The 24,492-nt window shown below is 46.2% G+C and carries 20 protein-coding genes; 15 read left to right on the top strand and 5 right to left on the bottom strand.

The features are described from left to right. The first annotated feature begins 38 nt into the window (after positions 1 to 38). The 9 genes from HQN88_RS38710 (at position 39) to HQN88_RS27540 (ending at position 12,019) form a co-directional block, all read left to right on the top strand. On the top strand, positions 39 to 254 hold the full coding sequence (locus tag HQN88_RS38710; protein ID WP_173118704.1) for a sulfatase-like hydrolase/transferase: 216 nt from the start codon (positions 39 to 41) through the stop codon (positions 252 to 254). 261 nt (positions 255 to 515) lie between these two features. Continuing rightward, positions 516 to 752: a hypothetical protein gene (locus tag HQN88_RS27505; protein ID WP_173118536.1), complete on the top strand. Its 237-nt coding sequence runs from the start codon at positions 516 to 518 to the stop codon at positions 750 to 752. Between the two features lie 456 nt (positions 753 to 1,208). Then, entirely contained in the window at positions 1,209 to 2,921 is a 1,713-nt protein-coding gene (locus tag HQN88_RS27510) for a type 2 periplasmic-binding domain-containing protein (RefSeq protein WP_173118539.1), read from the top strand. A 174-nt stretch (positions 2,922 to 3,095) separates the two neighbouring features. Continuing rightward, a complete protein-coding gene (locus HQN88_RS27515) occupies positions 3,096 to 4,868 on the top strand; it encodes a sensor histidine kinase (RefSeq protein WP_173118541.1) in 1,773 nt (590 codons plus the stop codon). 33 nt (positions 4,869 to 4,901) lie between these two features. Continuing rightward, entirely contained in the window at positions 4,902 to 6,572 is a 1,671-nt protein-coding gene (locus HQN88_RS27520) for a response regulator transcription factor (RefSeq protein WP_173118543.1), read from the top strand. 132 nt (positions 6,573 to 6,704) lie between these two features. Next, positions 6,705 to 7,595 carry an ABC transporter permease gene (locus HQN88_RS27525; protein WP_173118706.1) on the top strand — a complete coding sequence of 297 codons (891 nt, stop codon included), beginning with the start codon at positions 6,705 to 6,707 and terminating at the stop codon, positions 7,593 to 7,595. Between the two features lie 20 nt (positions 7,596 to 7,615). Then, positions 7,616 to 8,500, top strand: coding sequence for a carbohydrate ABC transporter permease (locus HQN88_RS27530; protein WP_173118545.1), 885 nt, complete (start codon positions 7,616 to 7,618; stop codon positions 8,498 to 8,500). Between the two features lie 46 nt (positions 8,501 to 8,546). Continuing rightward, positions 8,547 to 11,009 carry a hypothetical protein gene (locus HQN88_RS27535; RefSeq protein ID WP_173118546.1) on the top strand — a complete coding sequence of 821 codons (2,463 nt, stop codon included), beginning with the start codon at positions 8,547 to 8,549 and terminating at the stop codon, positions 11,007 to 11,009. A 23-nt stretch (positions 11,010 to 11,032) separates the two neighbouring features. Next, positions 11,033 to 12,019, top strand: coding sequence for an SGNH/GDSL hydrolase family protein (locus tag HQN88_RS27540; protein WP_173118548.1), 987 nt, complete (start codon positions 11,033 to 11,035; stop codon positions 12,017 to 12,019). Positions 12,020 to 12,323: 304 nt separating this feature from the next. Here the strand turns inward: HQN88_RS27540 and HQN88_RS27545 are convergent, their stop codons facing one another. The 4 genes from HQN88_RS27545 to HQN88_RS27560 all read right to left on the bottom strand — a co-directional run bounded on the left by HQN88_RS27545 (position 12,324) and on the right by HQN88_RS27560 (position 16,969). Next, positions 12,324 to 13,016 carry an LrgB family protein gene (locus HQN88_RS27545; RefSeq protein WP_173118550.1) on the bottom strand — a complete coding sequence of 231 codons (693 nt, stop codon included), beginning with the start codon at positions 13,014 to 13,016 and terminating at the stop codon, positions 12,324 to 12,326. Beyond that, the gene (locus HQN88_RS27550; protein WP_173118552.1) at positions 13,013 to 13,411 is read right to left on the bottom strand and encodes a CidA/LrgA family protein; all 399 of its coding nucleotides are present in this window, start codon (positions 13,409 to 13,411) and stop codon (positions 13,013 to 13,015) included. Before HQN88_RS27550 ends, HQN88_RS27545 begins: the two co-directional genes overlap by 4 nt. Before the next feature lie 125 nt (positions 13,412 to 13,536). Next, positions 13,537 to 15,345 carry a cache domain-containing sensor histidine kinase gene (locus HQN88_RS27555; protein WP_173118554.1) on the bottom strand — a complete coding sequence of 603 codons (1,809 nt, stop codon included), beginning with the start codon at positions 15,343 to 15,345 and terminating at the stop codon, positions 13,537 to 13,539. Between the two features lie 4 nt (positions 15,346 to 15,349). Beyond that, a complete protein-coding gene (locus tag HQN88_RS27560; RefSeq protein WP_173118556.1) occupies positions 15,350 to 16,969 on the bottom strand; it encodes a response regulator in 1,620 nt (539 codons plus the stop codon). A 222-nt stretch (positions 16,970 to 17,191) separates the two neighbouring features. On the opposite strand from HQN88_RS27560, the gene HQN88_RS27565 reads away from it, so the two are divergent. The 6 genes from HQN88_RS27565 to HQN88_RS27590 all read left to right on the top strand — a co-directional run bounded on the left by HQN88_RS27565 (position 17,192) and on the right by HQN88_RS27590 (position 23,080). Continuing rightward, positions 17,192 to 18,592 carry an ABC transporter substrate-binding protein gene (locus HQN88_RS27565; protein WP_173118558.1) on the top strand — a complete coding sequence of 467 codons (1,401 nt, stop codon included), beginning with the start codon at positions 17,192 to 17,194 and terminating at the stop codon, positions 18,590 to 18,592. A gap of 81 nt (positions 18,593 to 18,673) precedes the next feature. Next, positions 18,674 to 19,570, top strand: coding sequence for a carbohydrate ABC transporter permease (locus HQN88_RS27570; RefSeq protein WP_171637337.1), 897 nt, complete (start codon positions 18,674 to 18,676; stop codon positions 19,568 to 19,570). Between the two features lie 11 nt (positions 19,571 to 19,581). Further along, positions 19,582 to 20,412, top strand: a complete 831-nt coding sequence (locus HQN88_RS27575; RefSeq protein WP_057309615.1) for a carbohydrate ABC transporter permease — start codon at positions 19,582 to 19,584, stop codon at positions 20,410 to 20,412. An 81-nt stretch (positions 20,413 to 20,493) separates the two neighbouring features. After that, the gene (locus HQN88_RS27580) at positions 20,494 to 21,411 is read left to right on the top strand and encodes a dihydrodipicolinate synthase family protein (protein ID WP_173118560.1); all 918 of its coding nucleotides are present in this window, start codon (positions 20,494 to 20,496) and stop codon (positions 21,409 to 21,411) included. Positions 21,412 to 21,428: 17 nt separating this feature from the next. Next, the gene (locus HQN88_RS27585) at positions 21,429 to 22,112 is read left to right on the top strand and encodes an N-acetylmannosamine-6-phosphate 2-epimerase (protein ID WP_173118562.1); all 684 of its coding nucleotides are present in this window, start codon (positions 21,429 to 21,431) and stop codon (positions 22,110 to 22,112) included. Positions 22,113 to 22,123: 11 nt separating this feature from the next. Continuing rightward, entirely contained in the window at positions 22,124 to 23,080 is a 957-nt protein-coding gene (locus HQN88_RS27590) for an ROK family protein (protein ID WP_173118564.1), read from the top strand. A 503-nt stretch (positions 23,081 to 23,583) separates the two neighbouring features. Here HQN88_RS27590 and HQN88_RS27595 read toward each other — a convergent pair. Then, positions 23,584 to 24,384, bottom strand: coding sequence for an AraC family transcriptional regulator (locus HQN88_RS27595; RefSeq protein WP_173118566.1), 801 nt, complete (start codon positions 24,382 to 24,384; stop codon positions 23,584 to 23,586). Positions 24,385 to 24,492: the final 108 nt, after the last annotated feature.

Consider the following 24,492-nt stretch of genomic DNA (forward strand, 5'->3'; position numbering starts at 1 on the left):
ATAACGGATGCACAAAGAGGAAGCAGCTTTGATCTCAGATCCAAGCTGCTTCCTCTTCGCGTGTTCAGTTAGACACAAGAGCTGCGAAAGTTCAGTATTGCGGCGAAGTGAAGTGCATCGACGACAATGTGGGGAAGCTGCTGCAGACGTTGGATGAACGTGGACTGGCAGAGAATACGATTGTGGTCTTTACATCGGACCATGTGTCCATAAAAATAACCTATACGAGACCGCTTATCGGGTGCCGATGCTGATGCGTTGGCCTACGAGTATTCCACAAGGAATGGTTGTGGATAAGTTAGTGAGTGTCTTCGACTTCCAGCTAACGGGTGGTTGCGGGAGCGGTTGTTGTTGTTGTTGTTGTTGTTGTAAGTTTGGATGTATGGGCGTTACGACCAATGAACTGAAGCGAACGCGCTTCAGTTTTTTGGTTCTAGAAGTTGGAATTAATTTGTTTAAGGGCAAGGGGGAAGTTAGATTAGCTCATATATGTCCTTTCTAGTGTGGCATGTTGGTTGCGAATTGAGCCGGGGGATGGAGTAGGAGTAGGAGTAGGAGTAGGAGTAGGAGTAGGAGTAGGAGTAGGAGTAGGAGTAGGAGTAGGAGTAGGAGTAGGAGTAGGAGTAGGAGTAGGAGTAGGAGTAGGAGTAGGAGTAGAAGTAGAAGTAGAAGTAGAAGTAGAAGTAGAAGTAGAAGTAGAAGTAGAAGTAGAAGTAGAAGTAGAAGTAAGGTTGTTTGGATCTGAATTGTAATTTAAAGAGATGAAAATTTAGTAATTCCCCTATGTGCCAGATGAATAGATGGATTTTCTCCAGTTAAATAATGGGATCTTTCGAGAAAAAGCAGAATAGATGGAAAACCTACAGTTAAAAGTAACCATTTCACCCGATCTGAACAAAAATAGTAGTTTTAACTACATGTTTTACAGTTAAATGGAGTTTTCGATGAAATTCATCTGAAATAGCTGTATGTTTTCCAGTTATCGCAAATTTGTAAGTAAAGTACACATCATAAATGGACTTATCCATATCCTAGTCTCACCTCACCTCACCTTGCCATTCCTCTGGGCCATCATTTATCCTAAAGAGATACAAAGAGCGTAATAAAAAGCAAGGTTCGCAAGAATGTCCCGTTTCGAGCCATGCTCGAGTGATTCTATAATGAAAACGTATCCAGTTTGAATAATAGGTAACGAGGGGGAATTGGCCATGAAGCAAGGGAGAAAATACGGGGCAGTTTCGATAGGCTCCATGATGTTATTATCAGTCATTGCAAGTGCATGCAGCAATTCGACGGACCAACCAGAGGCGTCCAAATCCGCAACAGCAACGGCATCGGCTACTCCGGCGGCTGCTCAAACGGCAGCAGTGAAAGTAGACCCGTTGGGGAAATATGATCCGCCAATTGAAGTGACGACGGTACGATCAGTGGACGCAACTTACAAATACGCAGCTGGCGATTCGATCGACAGCAATATTTGGACCAAAATTTTCGAGCAAGACTACGGGATTAAAGTGAAAAATTCGTGGACTGTTGATTCAACGCAGTACCGTCAGAAGCTGAATGTATCCATTGCATCGGGCGATATTCCGGATTTCCTTGAGGTGAATAAAGAGGAATTGAAGCGTTTGGCTGATGCAGGTCAATTAGAGGATTTAACGAAAGTATGGGAACAATATAGCTCTCCTCTTCTGAAAAGTATGCAGAATCAAGATGGCGGCATTGGACTTAAGGCGGCTACAATTGAAGGCAAATTGCTTGGCATTCCACACACGTTCAGTAACGGCGGTATTAGCACAGCAGAAATGATCTACGTGCGAACGGATTGGTTGCAAAAGCTGAATTTGCCTGAACCCAAAACGATGGATGATGTGATCAAAATTGCAACGGCATTTGCCAAACAAGATCCGGACGGTAACGGGAAAGCAGATACGATCGGGCTTGCGGTAAATAAAGATTTCTGGGATTACGGACACGGTTCATTGCGTGGCTTCTTTAACGGCTATCATGGATATACCGATATTTTCATTAAGAACCCATCAGGTAAATTGGTCTACGGTTTTGTTCAAAAAGAACTAAAAGCGCCTTTAAAGAAGCTCCAAGAGCTCTATAAGGATGGCGTGCTTGATAAGGAATTCGGCGTGAAACCGCCAGCTAAAATCCAAGAAGATGTAGCAGCAGGACGTGTCGGGCTTGCCTACGGATTAGTGTCAGATGGCGGTTATATCCAGAAGGAGAATCACACGAAGGATCCGAAAGCGCAATGGAAAGTGTTCCCAATTGTTTCTGCGGATAGCCAGCCAGCTGTACCGCAGCTTTACGATACTGCTGGTACATTTTATGTAGTGAAAAAAGGATCGAAGCATCCGGAAGCAGCTATTAAGTTAGCGAATATTTATATCAATCATTTTTACGAAAAATCGTATGCACCGGATCCGAACCCATTCATTACGGATTCGAAAACGGGGATTATGGCAGCGAAATATGCGCCAGTTACGATGGATTCCATGAATACAAATTTAGAAGCTTTCCATCTCGTGACAGAAGCGCTTAAGACGGGAGATGGCAGTAAACTTGGATTCCCAGCGAGTATTCATTTTGAACGTATGACGAAGTTTAAAGCTGGTGATGACTCCATGTGGTTTAGCAATATCGTAATGGGCGAAGGCGGAAGCTTTAGTGTTATCGATCAATATAACAAAGCGAAGCTCGGACAATATAATCTGTTCCTAGCTCCAGCAACGCCGGCGATGTCCGAGAAACTACCGACGCTTAAGAAGAAAATCGCTGAAACGTATACCAAAATCATCATGGGTGATGCCTCCATCGATGAGTTCGACAAGTTCGCAGAAGAGTTCCAAAAGCTCGGCGGTGATAAAATCGAGCAAGAAGTAAACGATTGGTACGCGAAGAACAAATAAGTTGATGATGAGCTGCCCCGCTAGTAGAGGAATCTACTAACGGGGTATTTTGCCATAGGATGGGACAATTTTATCTTACTTGCTTTTTATTATCTTATGGCGGTACTCATATATCCAAGGGGCTCAATCTTTTGTATAGTGAGAAAAAGGGCATTTGGGTGGGGAGTTATGCGGATGGCAGGGCGACAGCGACGGTTCTCAATACTTGGCAAATTAATAGTGACTTTTCTCATCGTGCTTTCACCTATGTATGTGATTGGGACACAGATTAATGAATGGGGTGCAGGACTTGTCCGCAAGGAAATTTCCAAATCACTCGAGTCGCAAATTCAGTTCTATCGCTCATCACTCGAGAATGAAATTGATAGAATGGGACGTATTCAACGGCAATACATGAATGATGAAGATTTGGAAGCGCTAAGTGTGACGGCCGATAGTTTGACGGAATATCAGAAGCTTGTTATTTTGAAAAGGTTTCAGCAACGCCTCGTCTTATTGAAGGAATCGAGTATGTATATCGAGCGGGCAAGTGTGTACATCCCGCCTATTAATAAAATTATTTCATCTACGGCGTTAGCTGACGGCTTACCTCGGGAGCGGCTCGATCAATTGAAACGAGATACGTTCGCGCATAAAGGACTATTTTATCGCGATGGCGATCATCTTTACTTGCGTGAATATTACCCCAACAACCAGTTGGTGGAGGGGCGCGACCCGATATTTGTCCTGGAACTGGAGCTCTCCATGCCTGCTATGCAATCGTATTTAGCTCAGATTTCTAACTATGACCAAGGCGGCGCAGCGATCGTTAAAGGAGATTGGGATATCGTCCATACACAAAATAAAGAGGCGTACGCCCTGATTAGTCAGACCGTTCGGGGGCAAATGTCCGCGTTGCAGGACAAGTCTGTACAGGTCGTTCAAGCAGCCAATGAGCTCATCAAAATCGGGAATCAACGTCTTCTTACAGTTACCACGTATTCACCGGCTTTGGATCTGACGTTGGTTGCATTCGTCCCGGAGAAGGCTGTTATGGGGCCACTGGATCATTATCAGGTTTATTTATATCTGATCTCCTTATGCGCGCTTATTGTCATTGTCTTGTTCTCGATCTATGTGTATCGCATCATTCATCGCCCGCTCAGCAGGCTTGTCCGAGCCTTCCGCAAAGTGGAATCCGGTGATCTGCAAGTCGAGCTAACGTATAAAAGCAGTGATGAGTTTCATTATTTGTATGCCCAATTCAATAATATGGTCGCGCATTTGAAGAAACTAATTTTCGAAATTTACGAGCAAAAAATCCGGACACAACAATCCGAACTGAAGCAGCTGCAGTCGCAGATCAATCCCCATTTTTTATATAACAGCTTCTACTTATTGTATCGTATGACGAAAGCGCAAGATTTCGAGAACTCAACCCGATTTACCAAATATCTCGGCGATTATTTCCAGTATATGACCCGAAATGGCAGCGAGGAAGTCCCATTGGAGCGGGAGTTGAGCCATGTTCGCGCATTTGCGGAGATTCAAACCATCCGTTATATGAACCGGATTTCATTCGAAATGGAGGCTTTGCCAGAGGTATGCAAGCACATTGTTGTTCCACGGCTGATCCTACAACCAATTGTGGAGAATGCATATCATCATGGATTTGATCAGGACCATCATGAGCGTCATTTGCGAATTTCGACGACATGCCAGGAGGACGAAGAAGGTGAGATGCTCGTTATCATCCAAGTGGAGGACAATGGCAAGGGGATGACCGACGAGGAGCTGCGTAGTTTTCAAGCCAAAACGCAAGATGGTCAAACGACGGAGGAAGTAACGGGGATGTTAAATGTGCACCGACGTTTGCAATTAAGGTTTGGCGAGAAGGCCGGCTTACGCATTGTGCAAAGGGATGAAGGTGGTCTGATGGTGTCGGTCGTCATTCCATTCGTCAGATAGAGGTAATCAATTTGCATAAAGGGACGTGATATCATGCTGACTATGATGATTGTGGATGACGAGCCACTGGCCGTTCACTATTTGACAGAGACTTTGCTGGAGCTTGAGGACATGGATTTCGAAATGGTGAAAGCCCACTCCGGCAAGGAAGCGATAGAGAAGATGGAAGCAGGCAAAGTGGACATTCTTCTCACGGATATTCGGATGCCGGGAATGAGTGGGATGGAGCTTGCCGATTATACCCGTAAAAGATGGCCGCGCTGCCGCATCATTTTCTTGACGGGCTTTGATGATTTTGCGTACGCGCAGACTGCGATTCGTAATGGGGGCATCGACTTCGTCCTCAAAACAGAAGGTGATGAGGCCATCATTCAAGCCGTGCAGAAGGCGACGCAGGATATTGCGCTCGAAATCAACCGCGAAGAGATTCTGAAGCGCTCCCGAGAGCAGCTGCACGCCGCATTGCCAACGATTCGCCGCGATTACTTGAGGCAGCTCGTTCAAGGCGAGTCAGAATCGCTCGCCGTCAGGGCCAAGCGGTTCGAGGAGCTTGCGATCGGGCTCCACGCAGGTAGTCCTGTGCTCCTCGTCATCGGGCGATTAGATGAATGGGGGTCCTTCGCTGCCCCCTCGGATCAATCGCTCCTATTCTATTCCGTTCATAACATAGCGGAAGAATATTTGAACGGCTCACTTAACATGATAGCGCTTCCCTATGATCGCAATCGATTTATTTGGCTCGTTCAACCAACCGAGCCTACCGAAGCCCATGAGGAGCAAGAACAAGCGATTCGCACGCTTTCCGGTGGCGTAGAGCTTGTTCAGGCGGCCTGTCGGCGGCATCTGAAGGTGCCGGTTTCCTTCTTGCTTGCTTCTAGTTTCTGCACCTGGGAAGCGTTGATGCAGCGGATTGAGGCCTTGAAGCTGCAGTTGGCCTATGGCATCGGGAAAGGCCATGAGATGCTGCTCACTGAGCATCGCAGGGAAGATAAGGAAGAATTGCGTTCCAGTAAGCAGTTCTATGAAGAGCAGGATTTGCGTATTCATTTGCACAAAATGGATCTGTTGGAGACCTATTTGGATAACGGTGAAAAAGAAGGGTGTGAGCACCTGTTCGGTGAGGTCGTTAAAGCGATCAAGTTGTTATCACACAACGATTCGGGCGAAGCGCTCGCCTATGAGGCATTCTCGCATCTTGCTGCTTTTCTATTAACGTATATCAATAAGCGTCATTTGAAGGCGAAGCTGGGTGAATCGTTCCGGATCGAAGAGATTCTGAATCCTTTTCAGCATAACAGTACGGTTGGAGCCGTTCAATTTCTGGCGGGCATCGCGCTGTCGCTGGCGGACTATAACGGGCTGAAAAAGGCGGAGAGAACGACGGATATGATCGGTCAGATTCATCATTATGTACATGCTTTTCTACAAGAGGAGCTCTCGTTAACGCGCCTAGCGGAACTGGTGTATTTGAGCCCGCCATACCTCTCTCGAATGTATAAACAAACAACAGGGCAAGGTCTGCTTGATTATATTACAGATGTCCGCATTCAGCGGGCGAAGACCCTATTAATGACAACAGAGCACAAAATCCATGAGATCGCAGCGTTGGTCGGATTGGAGTCTGCGGCTTATTTTACAAGACTATTTAAGAAGATCACGGGTCTTACGCCACAGGTGTATCGCGACTCTCGATTAACTGGTTAATATAAGGCAAGAGCCGCAATAATGTCCCGTATCGGTGGTATGTGCGTTAATTTTATAATAAAGACATGGAAGAGGTTGGCAATAATCCAGCTTCTTTTTTTTATCCGGTAAGGGGGAGAACATGTGAACAGAATGAAATGGAAAGCGCAAATGCCCCTGCATTTGATGCTCATTCCCGGATTGATTGCCATCTTAATTTTTCAGTATTATCCGATGGCCGGCATTGCCATTGCGTTCCAGAAGTACATACCGACACAGGGGCTTTTTCATTCCAAATGGATCGGGCTGGATAACTTTCGATATGTGATGGAGTTGCCAGATTTCTACCGCGTGCTTTGGAATACGATCTATATTGCTCTGATGAAAATTATTGTAGGTCTGATCGTGCCGATTGTTATTGCCATCTTGCTGAATGAGATTCGAAAGAATGCGGTGAAACGTATTATTCAGACGCTGGTGTATCTGCCGCATTTCCTATCATGGGTCATTCTAAGCGGGATCCTGTTGGATGTTCTCTCGCCAAAAGAAGGAATCGTCAACGCAGGGATCCGTGCCTTGGGGATGCAATCGATTTTCTTCTTGGGAGACAATCATTGGTTTCCGTTCACATTGGTATTGACGAATGAGTGGAAGGAATTTGGTTTCAGTACAATTGTGTATTTGGCAGCGATTTTGGGCATTAACCCAGCGCTGTATGAGGCGGCGACGATGGATGGTGCGAATCGGTGGAAGCAAACGCTGCACATTACGCTTCCTGGCATGACACCGATCATTGTCCTGCTGGCGACACTCAGTATCGGGAATGTACTGAACGCAGGGTTTGATCAAGTATTCAACTTGTACAGCCCTATCGTATATGAAAGTGGAGATATCATCGACACCTTCGTGTATCGGATTGGGATGATCGATGCGCAATATGGCGTGGCGACGGCAGTGGGACTCTTTAAGTCACTCGTTTCACTTATCCTTATCGCACTTTCTTATACGATGGCGTATCGGTTTGCCAATTATCGCATTTTCTAAGGGGAAGGAGGAAATTCAACATGATGAAGACAACGTCTTGGGCATACCGAGGGTTCACAATTGCGAATTATGTGTTTCTTATTAGTTTATCTGTCCTTTGTATCTTGCCATTAATACATTTGCTGGCGATGTCGCTCAGCTCCAACAATGCCGTTGCCACAGGCTCAGTCACCTTCTGGCCGATCGAATTCACTTGGAAATCGTATCAATTCATCATGGATAAACCAGAGTTTATGGCCTCTTTCATCATTTCCATCAAAAGAGTCGTGTTAGGCGTCATCGTGAATATGGTGCTGACCATTCTAGTCGCCTATCCGCTGTCCAAGGAAGCAGGGAGCTTCAAGGGCAGAACAGTGTACGTATGGATATTCGTGTTCACCATGTTATTCAGCGGGGGGATTATCCCACTCTATATGACAATGCGGTCACTCGGGTTGTTAGACACGATTTGGGCCTTAATTTTAACGCATGCTGTGCCAGTGTATAATGTCGTTATTTTGCTGAACTTTTTCCGAGCATTGCCCAAAGAATTAGAAGAAGCAGCTCTCATGGATGGCGCAGGGCAGTGGCGCATCCTGTGGAACATTTACTTGCCTTTGTCTACGCCATCCTTGGCCACACTTACGCTATTCGCGACAGTTTCCCATTGGAATTCATGGTTTGACGGCATTCTATTCATGAACACGCCATCCCATTATCCACTCCAAAGTTATTTGTATACAGTGGTTGTAGGTCTGGATACGCTGATCAAAAGCAACACGGATCTGGAGGTGCTGGCACTCATATCGGATCGTACCGCACGTGCCGCGCAAATCTTTCTTGGAGCGTTGCCGATTCTCGTCATTTACCCGTTTCTACAAAGGTATTTCACAAAAGGAATTATTCTTGGCAGTGTCAAGGAATAGTGGCAGGGCTGGTAATTGTATAAATTGATTGTGAGGAGAGACAGATATGGCAATAGATCAAGTTACGAAAAAAACACTGCAACGAGCCTCCTTGGAGATGAGTCTTAAACCGTTCAAGAGCCTGAATCCTTCCGCGATTGACGAGGTTTGCACAGAGGCGCTGCGCCAATGGCAGCCGCTGTTGGAAATGGCCGAGGTGGCATCCATGCTGCTATGGGTATCAGATGGCAGTGAAATCCTGACTTGGAAGGGGGAGATGGATGTCCCTTTTGAATGGGCGAGATACATTGGATTTGCGAATGAGGAAATGTTCGGTCATGTTACGGATAACAAGGACCCTCATATTGCTCGTCCCTATATCAGTGAGCCTGTTACCTTCACTTATGGGGATCTGAAACGAGTAATTGCATCATTCAAACGGATCGCTGCAGAGAAGTTTGGTGTCAAGCTGGAGGTTGGTGCTACTTTCGATGCAGGGCCGGAGTTCGCTTATTCCGATTTTAAATATAAGGATCATCCGGAAATTAATCGGGCGGAGATCGGCGGCAAGTACGTATCCCTAAAAACACACTACACCGTCGTTTGCAGTTGGTCGAAATTGAAGGGGGATTCCGTGAGTTATGCGGCGTATCCAAATGGTATACCGGAGGATTTACCCTTCGGTGAATTTCTAGGAAAACAGTGCGCTAGTTATTTGCCTGCACTTGGATTTGATTATATTTGGTTTTCGAATGGGTTTGCACTCTCGTATTTTCCGTGGACCTATCTAGGAGCTAACTATAATGGGACGCAATTAGCGATTGCAGATTACGAGGAAGTTACGACTAAGATACTTTCATTTTGGGATGCATTCAAGCTGGAATGTCCAGATATTCGAACGGAAATAAGAGGAACGAACTACGGGACTGGTATGGATCTGGCCAAAGATTATGTGCCGATGCAAAACCTGTACGACAAGGGTTATCTGACATATCCACCTCCGAACTCCCCCTGGGGAGCGTTGAATTACGATTTTGGACTCGAAATCACAGGCTACTTGTCACGGATTGCCGAGCTTCCGAAGGATACCTATATGTATCGTTTTTATGCGAATGATCCTTGGTTCTGGCAAAATCCATGGTTCGACTACTATGATCGAGAGCCACACGATATTTATTGCCCGCTGGCAGCGGCAAGGATGAATGCAGAGGGAGGTGTAGAGCCGCCTGGCGTCGTGCAAATTCTAACGATTGATACGGAAAATGGGGAACTGCAAGCGGAAAGCGCATCTGAAATTATTCCCCACATTCGTAAAGCACTCAAAGATGCACCTGATCAGGTCGGTGTTGTCACCTGGCTATATCCATTTCGTGAGCTTCATGAAGTGTTGCAAGTGGATCGGGAGGCAACTGGCCGTGTATTCTTTCACGATTGGTTTATTCGCAATGCAATCAATGAAGGATTGCCGCTGAATACCGTACTCGGAACGGATACCTATCGGGCAATGACGGCAGAAGCTAAAGAGAAGTTGAAAAGCACTGTGCTCTTGATTTCGACAGCAGGATTAACGAGGGAATTGATCGAAGAGATTGAGGCACTCGTAACCGATGGTGCACAGGTATTGCTCTATGGGGACGTGCTGGAGCCAGTGTTATTAGATATGCTTCAATTGCAGAGGGAGCAGCCTTTAGAAGGTGATTTTGAGCTGAGCATTTCACTTTCGCAGGATGAGATTGGAGAGCAGGTATCTTCTCATAAGCTTAGACATCGTGCTGATATTGGGGATGGCGGGTTGAGCTTGGCACTCCAGGATAACGCACATTCGACAACAAACATACATGCCGTAGCTGTTCAAAATGGGGTGAAACGCGCCTTTGCTGTATCACGAAGTGAGGCGGATTGGAAGGGGGGAAGAATCGGTTGGTTGCGCGGATCTTTACCATTCCAGCCAGCTGGAGTCACGCATCTGCCGATTCGGCAAGAGGCAGAATGGTATGATTCTTCGGTATTATTGCGATATATGCTGCAGCCATTTGGTTATCATCTAGTACAGAAAAAGCAAACAACCGAATCGCAATCGGCCCTAACTTTCATCTCGCGTCATGAGAACGCGTTCTGGTTCACGGGTTGTAAGCAGAATACGACTGTTCAGCTCCAAATCGGACTCCCAGAAGGTGTGCCGTTATTTCCTGGACAATCGGTTCAGTTAGGGAGCGACACAGGCATATACGCATTAGACCGCACTTTCCATGAGGAATGCCGTATCGTGGTTTCGCAAAAGGGGCAATCGAGTGTGCTTTGCCGAGAAAATTCGGTGTTCCCCATGCCCAATCGTCAGCCTAGACGCAATCTGACCGTTTGGCATTTGAAAGACGCCAATCTCACGTTGTTCCCACCGGTTGAAGCTATTGCTGCAGGGATCGTAGTAGTCAGATTAAACGAGAAAGAGTTTCTCGATCTTACAGATGCTTGCCAAGGGGATCGCATTTATCTAGAGGGAATTACAGGTCGAATAGATCTACTTTGGTAAGTGTACTAAGGGGAAGACAAGCGATGGAGCTACGAAGTCAGATGGGGGAAGCATTCGTTTTCCCAGGTACAGAGAAGCAAAAGATGCGTTACCGACCGTATGGTGGTGAAAGCGGTGTGCAGCTGAGGAGTCATCCCGATGCCCTGCATCCTGATAACCGCCAATTCCAGCAGGGGATTGACTACATGGTCGATGGCGAGGATGGAACCATCTATCGCATGGCAAGAGGTGCCATTCCCAATTGGGCGGTCCATCCTTTGTATGGGCAGGAACGGTTTGATCACCGCGATTATGAGAAGATTTCAAATGCTACCTATACGGTTTATGCTGATTATGACTATAAGATAAAGCAGGTTGTTGTTGATGAAGACAGGGTGGCAGATGCGAGTAACTTGATGAAACGACTACAAGAGAAACCATCTATTTCACTCGTCGTGCTTGGTGACAGCATCACAATGGGGGCCGAAATCCCCGATGTGAAATTCACATTTGCTCATCGATTTGCAGAGCAATTACACTCTAAATTTTCATCATCAGAAGTTACGCTGTCAATGAAAGCCATAGGCGGTGAAACAAGCGGGCGTGGCTTGCTTCGTTTACAGGAGGATGTGATCGCTTCCCGACCCGATGTGGTGACGATTGGCTATGGTATGAATGATCAAAATGGGGATGTGGACAGAGGGAATAGCGTTCCACCATCTGAATTTGAACAACATATCGCTGCCATGATCGAACAGCTTCGCGCGCAGACGGACGCAGCTATCATTCTAATCACACCTTGCCTACCTAATCCAAGTTGGCATTTCGCAAGCAGAAATGTAGCAGAATACGCTGACAGTTTGCGGCGACTTGCCATTCATTTTAAGGTAGCACTCGCAGACGTTCAGAAACTATGGGTAGCTGAATTAGCAGCAGGCAAATCAAACGCGAGTCTATTGATGAATAACGTCAATCATCCGAATGAATACGGGCACTCGCTGTACGCAAGGGCATTGGCGGAGTTACTTTGAACTAGGAAATGGCACTTAGTTAGGTTGTATATCCAATTAAATGGAAAATATCCAGCTAATTTTGTCCAATTCAGCGTTCAAGATGGATTAACTGGAAAATGTACAGCTAATTACTCCAATTTCACTCGGAATCGCCAAATTGTTTAAAATTAGCTGTAGGTTCTCCATCTATTGTTCATATTTGGCACAAATGTAGTAGAATAGATGTAATTTTTACAGGTAATTTGCCACAGAACAACCAGCCACTTCCGGAACCAATAAAGCCCCTAACCTGAAGCAATTGCTTCGAGTTAGGGGCTTTTTGCTAGCTAAACCACCAATATACCGGAATAAACAAAATCGATGTTATTATCCCGGCAGCGCCCATGGCGAAGCCGCTCATACTGCCTTCCTCCTCCGAATCTTTGAGGAGGCGTGCAGTGCCTATCCCATGCGCAGCGGTGCCAACGGCGATGCCGATGGACAGCGAATCGCGCCATCCGAGCCAAGTCAGGAGCCTCCGGCCGATCATGCTGCCGAATAGCCCGGTGAGCACTGTTAACACGGCTGTTAGCTCCGGCAAGCCGCCGAGATGGCGCGTTATTTCAAGCGCGATCGGCGAGCTAACGGATTTGGGCAGCATGCTTAGCAGAATCTCGCGGCTTCCGCCGAGCAGTCCAACCAGCGCAGCGGCGGTGACAATGCCGGATACGGATCCGATCGTAACCGCAAGCAGGATGCTAGTGAGGTGTTTCTTAATCAATCCCGCATGCTTATACAGCGGTACGCCTAACGCTACGGTTGCTGGCCCTAGCAACAAGGTAATCATATCCGCGCCTACTTTGTAGGCGGCATAAGGAATGTGGAAGCTAAGCAGGATACAGATAATAAAACCTGAACATACAAAGAGAGGATGCAGCCACCGCCACTGCCGATGAATAAATTGAGCAGCCGTATAGGCGACGACACTAAGTGCGATGCCGAACATTGGGTTCATAAGCCATGCGGTGGTCGTCATTTCATCCCACCTTCGGCTGTCTTTTGCCCATTTGCGCTAGAAGGCACGGGGTGTCTTTGATCTTCACGGTTTGTCATTTTAGAGGTAATAAATCCAGTCACAAGAAGGACAGCTACTGAACTCCCCATGACGCCAACACTGATCGAAAGCCAATTCCGCCCGATTAGCGGGAAGAAGGCCATCGTTCCCACGACAAATGGCAGAAAAAACAGCATCATATGGCCCGTGAACCAATTCGCCGTCGTTTCTACCCATTCGAGTTTCACTAGCTTAGCAAATAGCGCGATGGTAAAAAGAATAAGTCCTATCACATTCCCGGGGAGCGGGATGTGAAAGCTCGTTTGAAGCCAAATGCCGATAAAATTAAAGGCAAGTAAAATCGCGAGTCCTAGCATAAGGGTCTCCTGTCTGTCGTATTCGTCTGTAATTTTGGCCTATTGTAACGTCTGTAATTTTGGTCTATCTTCTTGGCCTCTCGTAATCTTCTATCTTCTTAAAGTGATTACGGAAGGGAATCGCACTATCGTGCAGGAATGCGTATCCTCACAATAGTCCCTTCGCCTAACTGACTTTCCACTTCAACCCCATACGAATCACCAAAGTAGAAAACAATACGATCATGCACATTTTTGATGCCTATATGTGTTTCGTCCAGTGTGTCTGAAGGCTGGGCAAGTCGATTTCGCAGCTGCCCAAGCTTGATTTCATCCATGCCAACTCCATTATCCTTGATCTGGATCAGTAAGTCATCCCCCGAAATATCGGAAGATACTTCTAGAAGCCCTGATTGACTGCTCCGCTCCAATCCATGTACGAAGGCATTCTCAATCAGCGGTTGCAGCGAAAAATGCAGAACTTGCAAAGTCTCACTATTCACAGAGAGTTCTTCCCGATATTGAATTTTATCCCCGAAGCGCAGCTGTTGAATTTTCACATACAGGCGAATATGGATTAATTCCTCCTGTAAAGTAACCGTTTCTTTCCCCGTTTGGATATGAATGCGGAACAAGCGGCCTAGAATACCGACCATTTCACCGACATCTCGTTGTCCGCTGATAATCGCCTTCATTTGAATCGTTTCCAGCACATTGGCGAGAAAATGCGGATTGATCTGACTTTTCAAAGCGCCATATTGCGCGACCTTCTGCTGAGCTTTGGCCATAGAGGAACGCTCAATATAGTTCTGCAAGTCTTCTAGCATTTTACGGATACCTTGATACAGCACGCCGAACTCATCCTGCCGGTCCGAGCTAAGATCGACATCAAAATTGCCTAACCCAACCATTTTTACCTTGCGGCTCAGTAGAATGATAGGCTTTGTCACGCGCGCGGAAAGAATGAACATGAATAATACCGCAGTTCCTAAGGATAAGAAGGCTAGTGCTAATATGATTTTGATCAAAATCTCCGCTTGTTTCGTCATTTCTTTCTCATCAATGGATTGGATGACCTTCCAGCCCGAGTAGGGCGAGGTCACGAAGTTAATGAACGAATTGGCCCCGGCAAAATACGCGTAGAAGCTTCCATTTTCAGCACTCAATACAGTCTGAAGCTTCTGATTCTCGAGTGTGATCGGTACATTGGCATTCGCAGACGTACTTTCGGAATTATAAATACTAGCACCATGACTATCAATAATGGTAAAGTTGCGTTTACTCGTCTCGGACAATTTCAGTATTTCCCGTAACGAGTCTAAGCGAATATCGATGAGCATAACCCCGAGTGGCTGCTTGCTTCCTACCTTATTAATGACCCTCGCGATGGAAATAACGGGATCCTTGGCATTCACACGATGGAAGGGGAGGTGCGTTCCGAATAGAACGATGCCACCTTTACTTTGCTGTGTCTGCAAGTACCAATCCTCATGCGTGAAATCTTCCACATCATAATCCGAGCGATTAAAATTTGCCGAGTAAAAGACACGAGAACCTGCGTAAATTTGTACGCTATCCACATTTTTAATGGTCATTTCAATCGAACTGACGAAGTGTTCAATCGTATTCCCGTATTGAATCCGCTGATCATTGCTGTTCTCGTCGCCATCCGCAACCCAGTGCTCCAAGGCATTCTGCAGTTGCCCATCCATTTGCGCGTTGAGCGTCCCTTTCTCAATACTTTGCAAATATTGGTCAATATTGAAGGACAGGTTCGTGAGAATCAGATTCGAGGAGCTCTGGTACTCATTTTTGACGGCTTGGATGGAAAAGAAATAGATAATCACCGAGATAATCAATAAAGGAACGGTGATAATCAGGATCATAAGCACGAAGATTTGATGATTAACATGCTTCATCCGGTAATGCTGTGAGAGTCGCCGCCATGTGTTCAAAAGTCTACCACCCCCATTTCTTCCGATAATCGGTTGGTGTCATATTCGTAATGCTTCGGAATGTTTTGACGAAATGCTTATAGCTTTTATACCCGCACATCGTGCACACATCCGTTACTAGGTACTCAGGCTTCTTCAAGCATTCTTGCGCATAATGGATGCGAATTTCAGTCACAAACCGCATGTAGTTCTTATCTAGCTTTCTTTTGAAAATACGGCTTAAATACGATGGATTATAAAAGAAACGATCGGCCACCATTTGCAGAGTAATGTCTTGGTCGATATGCTCTTTAATATAAGCTTCAATATGATCGAAAATAAGCACATCCGGATGATTCGTTGAAGAGAACTCATCTCGATACACATCGCTGACTTGCACCATCCAAGCGGCTAGCCAGCTGAAAAGGGTATGGAGCGTCGGGAAATCATCGACACACGTTAGTTTTAGCAGTTTTTCACTGTAAACGCCTTCAACAGGAATGCCATTGCGGTGGGCAAAGCGAACGATGGTGGAGATGATTTCTTGCATAAAGGCGAATCCGCGATCCATCGAAGTATGGGGTAAATGTATGCTCAAATCCTGAGCGAGTCGGTGCATTAGTGTCTCAATATCCTTGTGATTACCGCTTTCAAGTCCAGCAAGTATGCGACTCTTATCAGCTTCTTCAAGAAGAAGACGTGAATCTTTGGTACGAGTCGGTGACTCATTGGCTGCGATTGGAAAGAAGATCTGTCGCTTGTCCTGATAATAGCGTTGATATAGCGCTTGATCGGTTTGACGAAGCAACTGTGTTAATTGCGTGCTATCCGATGTTGGTTTACCAATCGCCATGAAAAAGCCGGAATCATAACTTGGAAGTGAGTCGAGGTTAGCCTCGTACGTCCTCATTTGATCATCCAATACCGCTACGGCATAGCATTTGTTCTTATCTATATAGAAGAATAATTGTGGGGGAATACTGGAACTAGACAGTATTTCTAACGCGGCTCGAATGATGCGTTCAGCATGCTGTTGAAACGTTCTTCTTTCGTAAGTTTGTGAAGAATTCATAGGTAACCATGTGACCACAATAGGTAGATACTTAATGGTCAAATGCCCGAAGTCGTTGAGTTGTTGGCGTATGCCTTCCTCCCAAGCAGCGTGTTCATCTTCCAGTAAAAATTTGATCAACTGGTTGCTTTTAAAGCTTTTATTTTCGCTGGCTTGTTGTTCCAAGTTCGTACGTTGTGCTCGTTCATTATGTCTTTGTTTAAGTGTAGTCATACAGCTTTGAATAGTCGAAAAGCTTTCTTCATACTCCAGTGGCTTTAAGAGAAAGGCATGCACGCCGCCAAGACGGATCGCCTTTTGAGCATATTCAAAGTCATTGAAGCCAGTCAAAATAATAAAGAGGGTATCCGGGAGTGTCGCTCGAATGTGTTCAATCATCTGAAGTCCGTCCATTTCGGGCATGCGAATATCCGTGATGATGAGATCAGGTTGCTCATGTAGAGCTGTGAGCCAGCCTTCCTTGCCATTTGCAGCTTCAACAATCGTAGTGACACCAAGTTCTGCCCAGTCAAAATAATGCTGCAAGCCAGCTCTGATTAGTGGTTCATCCTCGACAATTAGTAGTTTATACATGAAGTTCCCCCAGCTTGTTAGGACTTGAAACCGTGCGGTAAATCAAGTATAACATTAAAATTATCGGAAAAGAGGCTGTCTGTTGCTGGAAAATGAACAGGTCAGAATAGGACTATGAATGTAAAGATACGGGGATTCTCCACGATATCAATATCACGTATGCTTAGGGCACGGAATGAAACGAAGCATGTTTATTCCACAAACAATATCGGGGGTGCTCAAATGAGGGCTATGAAAAAAGGACTAATGACATTGGTAGGCGTTGCTCTTGTCGGGTCGCAGTTAGTTGCATGTACGAATTCATCTACGAATACACCAGCGAACACAGCCACGAGTACTGCTGAAAGTAAAACGGTTACACCGAGTCCAGTGGCTGCGAAGCCAGTTGAGATTACATGGTGGAACTTCCCGAACTTTCAACCGCTGGATGGGGAAATTGGGAAATATGAGAAGCAGATTATTGCTGCTTTTAACAAGAAGCATCCCGAAATTAAAGTCAATTTAGAAATGATTACCTTTGAAGGTGGTCCGCAAAAGCTGAACGTGGCCATCGCTTCGAACTCGGCGCCGGATGTGATTTACGATGCTCCGGGACGTATTATCGACTGGGGGAAGAAGAAGTTACTCGCTCCGCTGAACGATATCGTCACCGAAGAGGTGAAGAAAGATATTACGCCAGCTCTTTGGAAGCAATCCATGGTCGGCGACCAGATTTATATGTATCCGATTAATACGGCTCCATTCATGATGGCCGTCAATAAGACGGTATTTGAGAAAATCGGTGCGCTTGATCTACTGCCTCTGAGCCGTCCTGATCGTACGTGGACCGTAGCTGAATATGAGAAAGCGCTTCAAGCTGTGAAGGAAAAGGCACCGGAAATTATTCCAACGGGCTTCTTCGCTAAGAGTACGGCAGGAGATCAAGGAACACGTGCTTACATTGCCAACTTAGGTGTGTCGAGGTTTTTGAGTGAAGATAACTCCAAAGTAGCTATTAATACCGACAACGCTGCGAAAGCATTGGATTGGGTAGCTAAAGCGACAAAGGACAAGATTAGTGTGTCTGGTTCTGCCTCTCTTGCCGCTGCAGATGTAAACGATTTATTCTTGCAAGGCAAATTAGCCTTTACTTTGAATTATTCAGCTGTACTGAAAGCGCAGAACGTTCCGCTCAAAAAGGTGCAATTTGAAGATATTCTATTACCATTCCCAACTTTAGATGGATCTAAGCCAAAACTTGAGCCGTATTTGGGCGGTATGGCCGTGTTTAACAACGGAAACGCAGACAAGATTGCGGCTGCCAAGAAGTTAGTCGATTTCATTGCGAATGATCCCGAATATGCAAAGAAAAACTTGATTCAAACAGGCGGTTTATCTGCACGTACCTCGATTACAGGACTTTATAGTGATGCCGAGTACAAATACGCAGAAACAGCTCGACAATTCATCACGGATGCACCGACAATTGCCGATGGTTACGCGGAAATTCGTACATTCTGGTTCCCTGAATTGCAACGTGTGTTAACAGGCACAGCAACCGGCAAGGAAGCGTTGGATAGCTTTGCATCCAAAGCGAACGAGGCCATTGCGAAAGCGAAGAAAGAACAAGCAGCTTCCAAATAAGCACGAAGAATGTTCTCTGAGAGTAGAGTGCGATCGTACTCTACTCTTTTCATCTCAAAAAAAGAAAGGGAGGGAAGAAACATGGAGGTAACGGTTCGTAAAACCAAAGGTTACATACGTCGAGATTGGCTTATGAGCTATGTCTTTTTACTGCCTGCGCTTGGATTCTTTCTGCTTTTTGTTGCCTATCCCATGGTGAAAGGGATCTATATTAGCTTCTTCGATTACTCTTTGCGAACGTTTAACTTTATAGGATTTGATAATTATGTCGATTTGATTCAGAACGAAACATTTCTAAAATCGATGCGAAATACGCTGCTGCTAGTCGTGATAACGGTGCCTATTGTGATCATTTTCTCCTTATTCGTGGCCGTTTCCATTTATAAGAAAAAAGAGTTTGCTCGATCATTCTTTCGAGGCGTCTTCTATTTGCCAGCCGTTTCTTCTGTCGTCAGTATTACGGTTGTATGGGGATGGATCTACCATCCGAATTACGGCATTCTCAACTATTTAGGGGGATTAATTGGGCTTGAGCCCATTTCGTGGCTAGGCGACCAGCGCACAGCACTGCTAGCAATTATCGCGGTTTTGATCACAACCTCAGTAGGTCAGCCTATCATTCTTTACGTGGCTTCCCTAGGGAATATCCCAACTTCGTATATCGAAGCGGCTGAAATCGACCGAGCGAACCCGTGGCAAATCTTTTTGAAAATTATCTGGCCTATGCTCATGCCGACCAATCTCTATATTATCGTGATCACGACGATCAATACGTTTCAGTGCTTTGCCTTAATTCAATTACTTACTTCTGGCGGGCCAGTTTATAGTACGTCGACCGTCATGTATGGCGTGTACGAGCAAGCCTTCGTGCTAGGTCATTTCGGCAGCGCCTCGGCTATGGGTGTATTCCTTGCGATTATTATCGGGGTTATCTCGTTGATTCAATTTAAATTCTTTGGCAGCGATGTTGAGTACTAGGAGGGGACATCATGAAAGTAAACGCTGGGCAAAGGGTATTTAACGGATTTTCTACGCTATTATTGATCCTTTCTACGTTGTTTTTTATATTTCCATTTTATTGGATTGTGACGGGTGCTTTTAAATTCCAAACGGTAGCAACACAAATTCCGCCAGAATGGTTCCCACTCAAACCAACCTTACAGAACTGGGTGGATTTATTTAAGAATCCGGTATGGCGTTGGACGTTAAACAGCTTCATCATTGCTGTGGTTGAAATGTTTGCTGTCTGTCTTGTTTCCGCTTCTGCCGGCTATGTCTTGGCGAAGAAGTTGTTCCCAGGGCGGAAGATCATTTTTACGATGTTCATTGCTGCGATGGCTTTACCGAAACAAGTCATTCTTGTTCCGCTATTTACAATGTTGGCCGACTTCGGATGGGTCAATACGTATCATGGACTTATTTTACCAGCGATTGGTTGGCCATTTGGTGTGTTCTTGATGAAACAATTCGCTCAGACGGTACCTGGGGAGTTAATTGAAGCAGCGAAGATCGATGGCTGCTCCGAAATCCGACTATTCTCCACGATTATCTTGCCTTTACTTAAACCAGCGTTAGGAGCGCTTGCGATCTTTACTTTCATTGCCTCTTGGAATGACTATTTCAGTCAACTCATTATGACGAGGTCGACCTCCATGATGACATTGCCGCTAGGGGTAGCAACGATGCAAGGTGAATTTACGACCAACTACGGAATCATGATGGCAGGAGCGGCACTCGCGTCTGTTCCAATGATTACGATCTTTCTCGTGTTCCAAAAAGCCTTTACACAAGGGATTACGATGGGTGCGGTCAAGGGTTAATGGTGCAGTAGTGGGATACAAGATAACAGCTAATAACCATGTACACAATGTAATCAGTCAAACAATCGGAGGAAAACAGAGATGAAACCTTATAATTTGGAACCATTTCGCGGTATAATTATCGCATTATATGCTAGCTACGATGAGCAGGGAGAAATGAATACAGACGCAGTGCGTCGATTGGCTCGCTATTACGCTACGTCGGGTGTGAAAGGACTTTATGTTGGCGGCAGTTCAGGTGAGGGTATGCTGCAAACCGTTGAAGAACGTAAGGTGATCCTTGCGGCTGTGATGGAAGAAGTAGGTGATGAGCTGACGATTATTGCCCATGTGGGAGCAGCTGCCACGCGAGATAGTGTTGAGCTTGCCAAGCATGCAGCAGAAGTTGGGGCGCACGCCGTATCAGCCGTTCCCGCCATTTATTATCGGTTGTCACCGGATAGCGTGGAGGGGCATTGGCAGGCTATTATCGATGCGACATCCCTGCCATTCATCATTTATCACATTCCTCAGACGACAGGCTTTCATTTATCGAAAAGTTTGTTAATGAAAATGGCTGCACAAGACAAGGTTATTGGCGTAAAGATTTCTGCAGAGAGCACCTTTGAACTTCAACAGTTTAAAGCGGCTGGAGGCAGTGAGTTCCTCGTATTCAACGGACCAGATGAGCAGTATTTAGCTGGACGGAGTATTGGTGCAGACGGAGGCATTGGCGGAACGTATGGGGTGATGCCCGAGCTATTCCTCAAAATTGAACAATGCTATGTGGCAGGGAATATGCGCGAAGCACAGGAGTGGCAGTTCAAGGTGAATGAACTCATCGTTGAATTATTGTCTTTCCCTTCCTTATATGGAGCTTGCAAAGCGGTTCTAAAGCTGCGCGGGTACGATATTGGAGAGCCGAGGATGCCATTATTACCTTGCACACCGGGGGATCAAGGAAGAATCGAAGAGTTGAATGTGCGAATCATGACACTGGTTGAGCTAGCAAAGGCATAAGTGGGGGAGTGTTACGGATGGAACGTAGGGAAATATTCCCAATGAGCGGTTTGATCGTCTCCTGTCAGGCGCTGGAGGATGAACCTCTTCATGGCGGTGATGCAATGGCGAAAATGGCAAGAGCAGCTGTTCAATCGGGTGCCATTGGTATTCGGACGAACGGGGTTCACGATATTTTGATGATAAAAAAAGAAGTAGATGTGCCTGTGATTGGACTTATCAAAAGAGAAATGCCTGGCTCCAGTGTGTTTATAACACCAACGTTGGACGAAGTAAAAGCCATTGTGATCGCAGGCGCTGATGTCGTTGCGCTTGATGTCACGAATCGGGAAGGCCGGTTGGAAGCAGTGAAGCCGCTTATCGAATGGGCTCATGAAATGGGAGCCGCTGTTATGGCAGATATTTCAACCTTCGAAGAAGGGTTAGCAGCAGAAGCGCTGGGTGTCGATTTCATCGGGACGACGCTTGCTGGCTATACACCGTACAGTACGCAGCTAGATGGGCCTGACTTCGAATTACTTGAACAGCTTTGTGCAAAAGTTAGTGTGCCTGTTGTTGCGGAAGGTCGGATTTGGACGCCAGAGGAAGCAGTGAAAGCAATGGCTTGTGGCGCTGCCTATGTCGTGGTGGGGAGTGCAATCACACGACCGCAGCTCATTACGGAGCGCTATGTGAAGGCGTTATCTTCTAAGCATGTGTAGGGGGTATACGAATGGTAACTTATACGTATGAGCCCCTAGCAGATTATGCAATTGGTGTTGATGTTGGAGGTACCAAGATCAACGCTGGCCTCGTCAATGCACAAGGTGAAGTCTTGTGTATGGTCAGTTTAGCGACACTGGCGGGTGAAGTGAGGACGGTTGATCGTATTCAGCAAGCCATTCATGAGGTGATCGCGGAAGCTCAGAGTTTGGGGCCAGACCTGTTTCTAAAAGGCATTGGTGTCGGAAGTGCAGGGCAAATCGATTGGGCGAGCGGCTCGATTCGCTCTGCGTCTGACATTATCCCCGGTTATGCGGGAACGGCGCTTAAGGATATTCTTCACGAGCACTTCCAGCTGCCTGTTATCGTCGATAACGATGTGAATGTGCTGGCTCTGACAGAAAAACATTTGGGAGCTGGACGAGGCGTGGAACATTTCCTATGCCTTGCGCTGGGCACTGGTGTTGGCGGCGCACTCGTTGTGGATGGCCAACTGGTCCACGGTGCTTGGGGCGGCGGCGGTGAGCTTGGCCACATTTCGGTTGATTTCAGAGGCATCCCATGTGTATGTGGCGGGATTGGATGCTTGGAGCAATATGCGTCGGGGACTTCTATTGCGAGACGTATGCGCGAGAAGCTTGCACGCATGGGGATAGCGGATGATTCCGTGGATACAAGGGAGGTATTTGCTCGTTGGCATGCGGGAGATCTGGCGGCGAATGAGCTTATGCAGGAAACCTTGTCGGCGCTAGGATCGGCCATAGCCTCTTTCATTCATATGTTTAACCCCGCGTTAATCGTAATTGGCGGCGGGGTAGCCGAAGCAGGTGATCACTTGTTTACCGAACTGCGGAAAGAAGTAGCACGAAAAACGATGCCTGCCATGTTGGATGGTGTTCGAATTGAGCCAGCGTATCGTGGCAATTGGAGCGGTATGATTGGTGCAGCACTGCAATTGTGGGAATGAAAATATGGAAGTAAGAGCATAGATGAGAGGACAGCCTCTGTTTTATCGTATAACGCGATAGAGCGGAGGTTTATTCTGTTTTTTAGAAAATAGCACTAAACCATGCTACTCAACAGCACAACACACAAGTAATCCTTAGATAAAAACCTGGTGGCAATCTGGTGAATTTAGGTATCGGTATGCACCCCGGATAACCTGATGTTGGACACATCACTCGGTATTTAACTGGAAAACCTCCATCTATTTTCACTCGTAATGCCTAACATTGCTGACAAGATGGAAAAAGTACAGCTAATACACCCGCATTTGGCTGTATCAGCCAAATCAGGCCATATTAGCTGTACAAAATCCATCTAATTGATCGGATTTGCGAAAACGGCAAGAATTAGCTGTAGTTTCTACAGTTAGATGTACCCGGTGGGGCAGAACCAACGCGATTCCCTCTCGGGGGTGCCAGGAAAGCACTGGCTAGACAAGAAGCTGATCATAGATCAGCTTCTTTGTCATTTCCCTCGCCAGTTCCCATGCCGGTAATCGGAAGGCGTGGTGCCGGTTGTGCTTTTGAACACGCGAGCAAAATGGAATGAGTTCTTGAAACCGCATCGCATGGCGATTTCACCAATAGCCAAGCCTGTTTGCGTCAGCAGCTCGTTCGCCCGCAGAATGCGATAATTCCACACAAATTTGATAGGCGTGATTCCCTCATGTTTGCGGAACAAGCGAACCAGATGCTCGGGAGACAACCCGACTTTATCGGCAATGCCTTCCAGTGAAAGATGATCATGGAATTGTTGCTCGATGTATTGTTTTGCATGTAGAACCGAAGGATGCGTATGCTGCATATGATTGCTAGTCGATTCTGCAATAAATAACTGAATTGCTGCCAGGCCCAAACTGCAAAGGGTATCCGAGGTCGCTTCGTAGCGCAATCTTAAGGAGATGAGGATGTCCGTTAGGCGATTGATCTCTTCACTTATAGCTTGGGTATGTGGCAATTGCGCTAGTAGGTTGCGTTGATGCTCCGAAAGCTCACCCACATGAACAGCTATCCAACGATGCCAGGTTTCTTGCTCTTTCGCGAACAAGAACTGTTCTTGATGACCTGGTCGTAGAAGGATCACTTGTCCAGGCTGAATCGTATGCGGAACTTCATCAACGTACACGGTCATAGAGCCAGTATGCAGTAAAACTAACTGCAGATCTGCTTGTATACGGGGACCGAATCGACTGCCAGGAGGGTATACAACGGTTCCGCCAACAGCAGCCTGTACGTTAGGGAGGTGTAGCGTGAATTCGGAGGTCATGAGGAAGCTCCTTTTCATTGATCTAATGAAACAGAATGTATGTAATCTCAATCTATGAATATCAATTACAGATATATATTCGTCAATCACAGCCATGTTCGAAAAGGG

Source organism: Paenibacillus qinlingensis (assembly GCF_013204845.1).
GTDB classification, from domain to species: domain Bacteria; phylum Bacillota; class Bacilli; order Paenibacillales; family NBRC-103111; genus Paenibacillus_E; species Paenibacillus_E qinlingensis.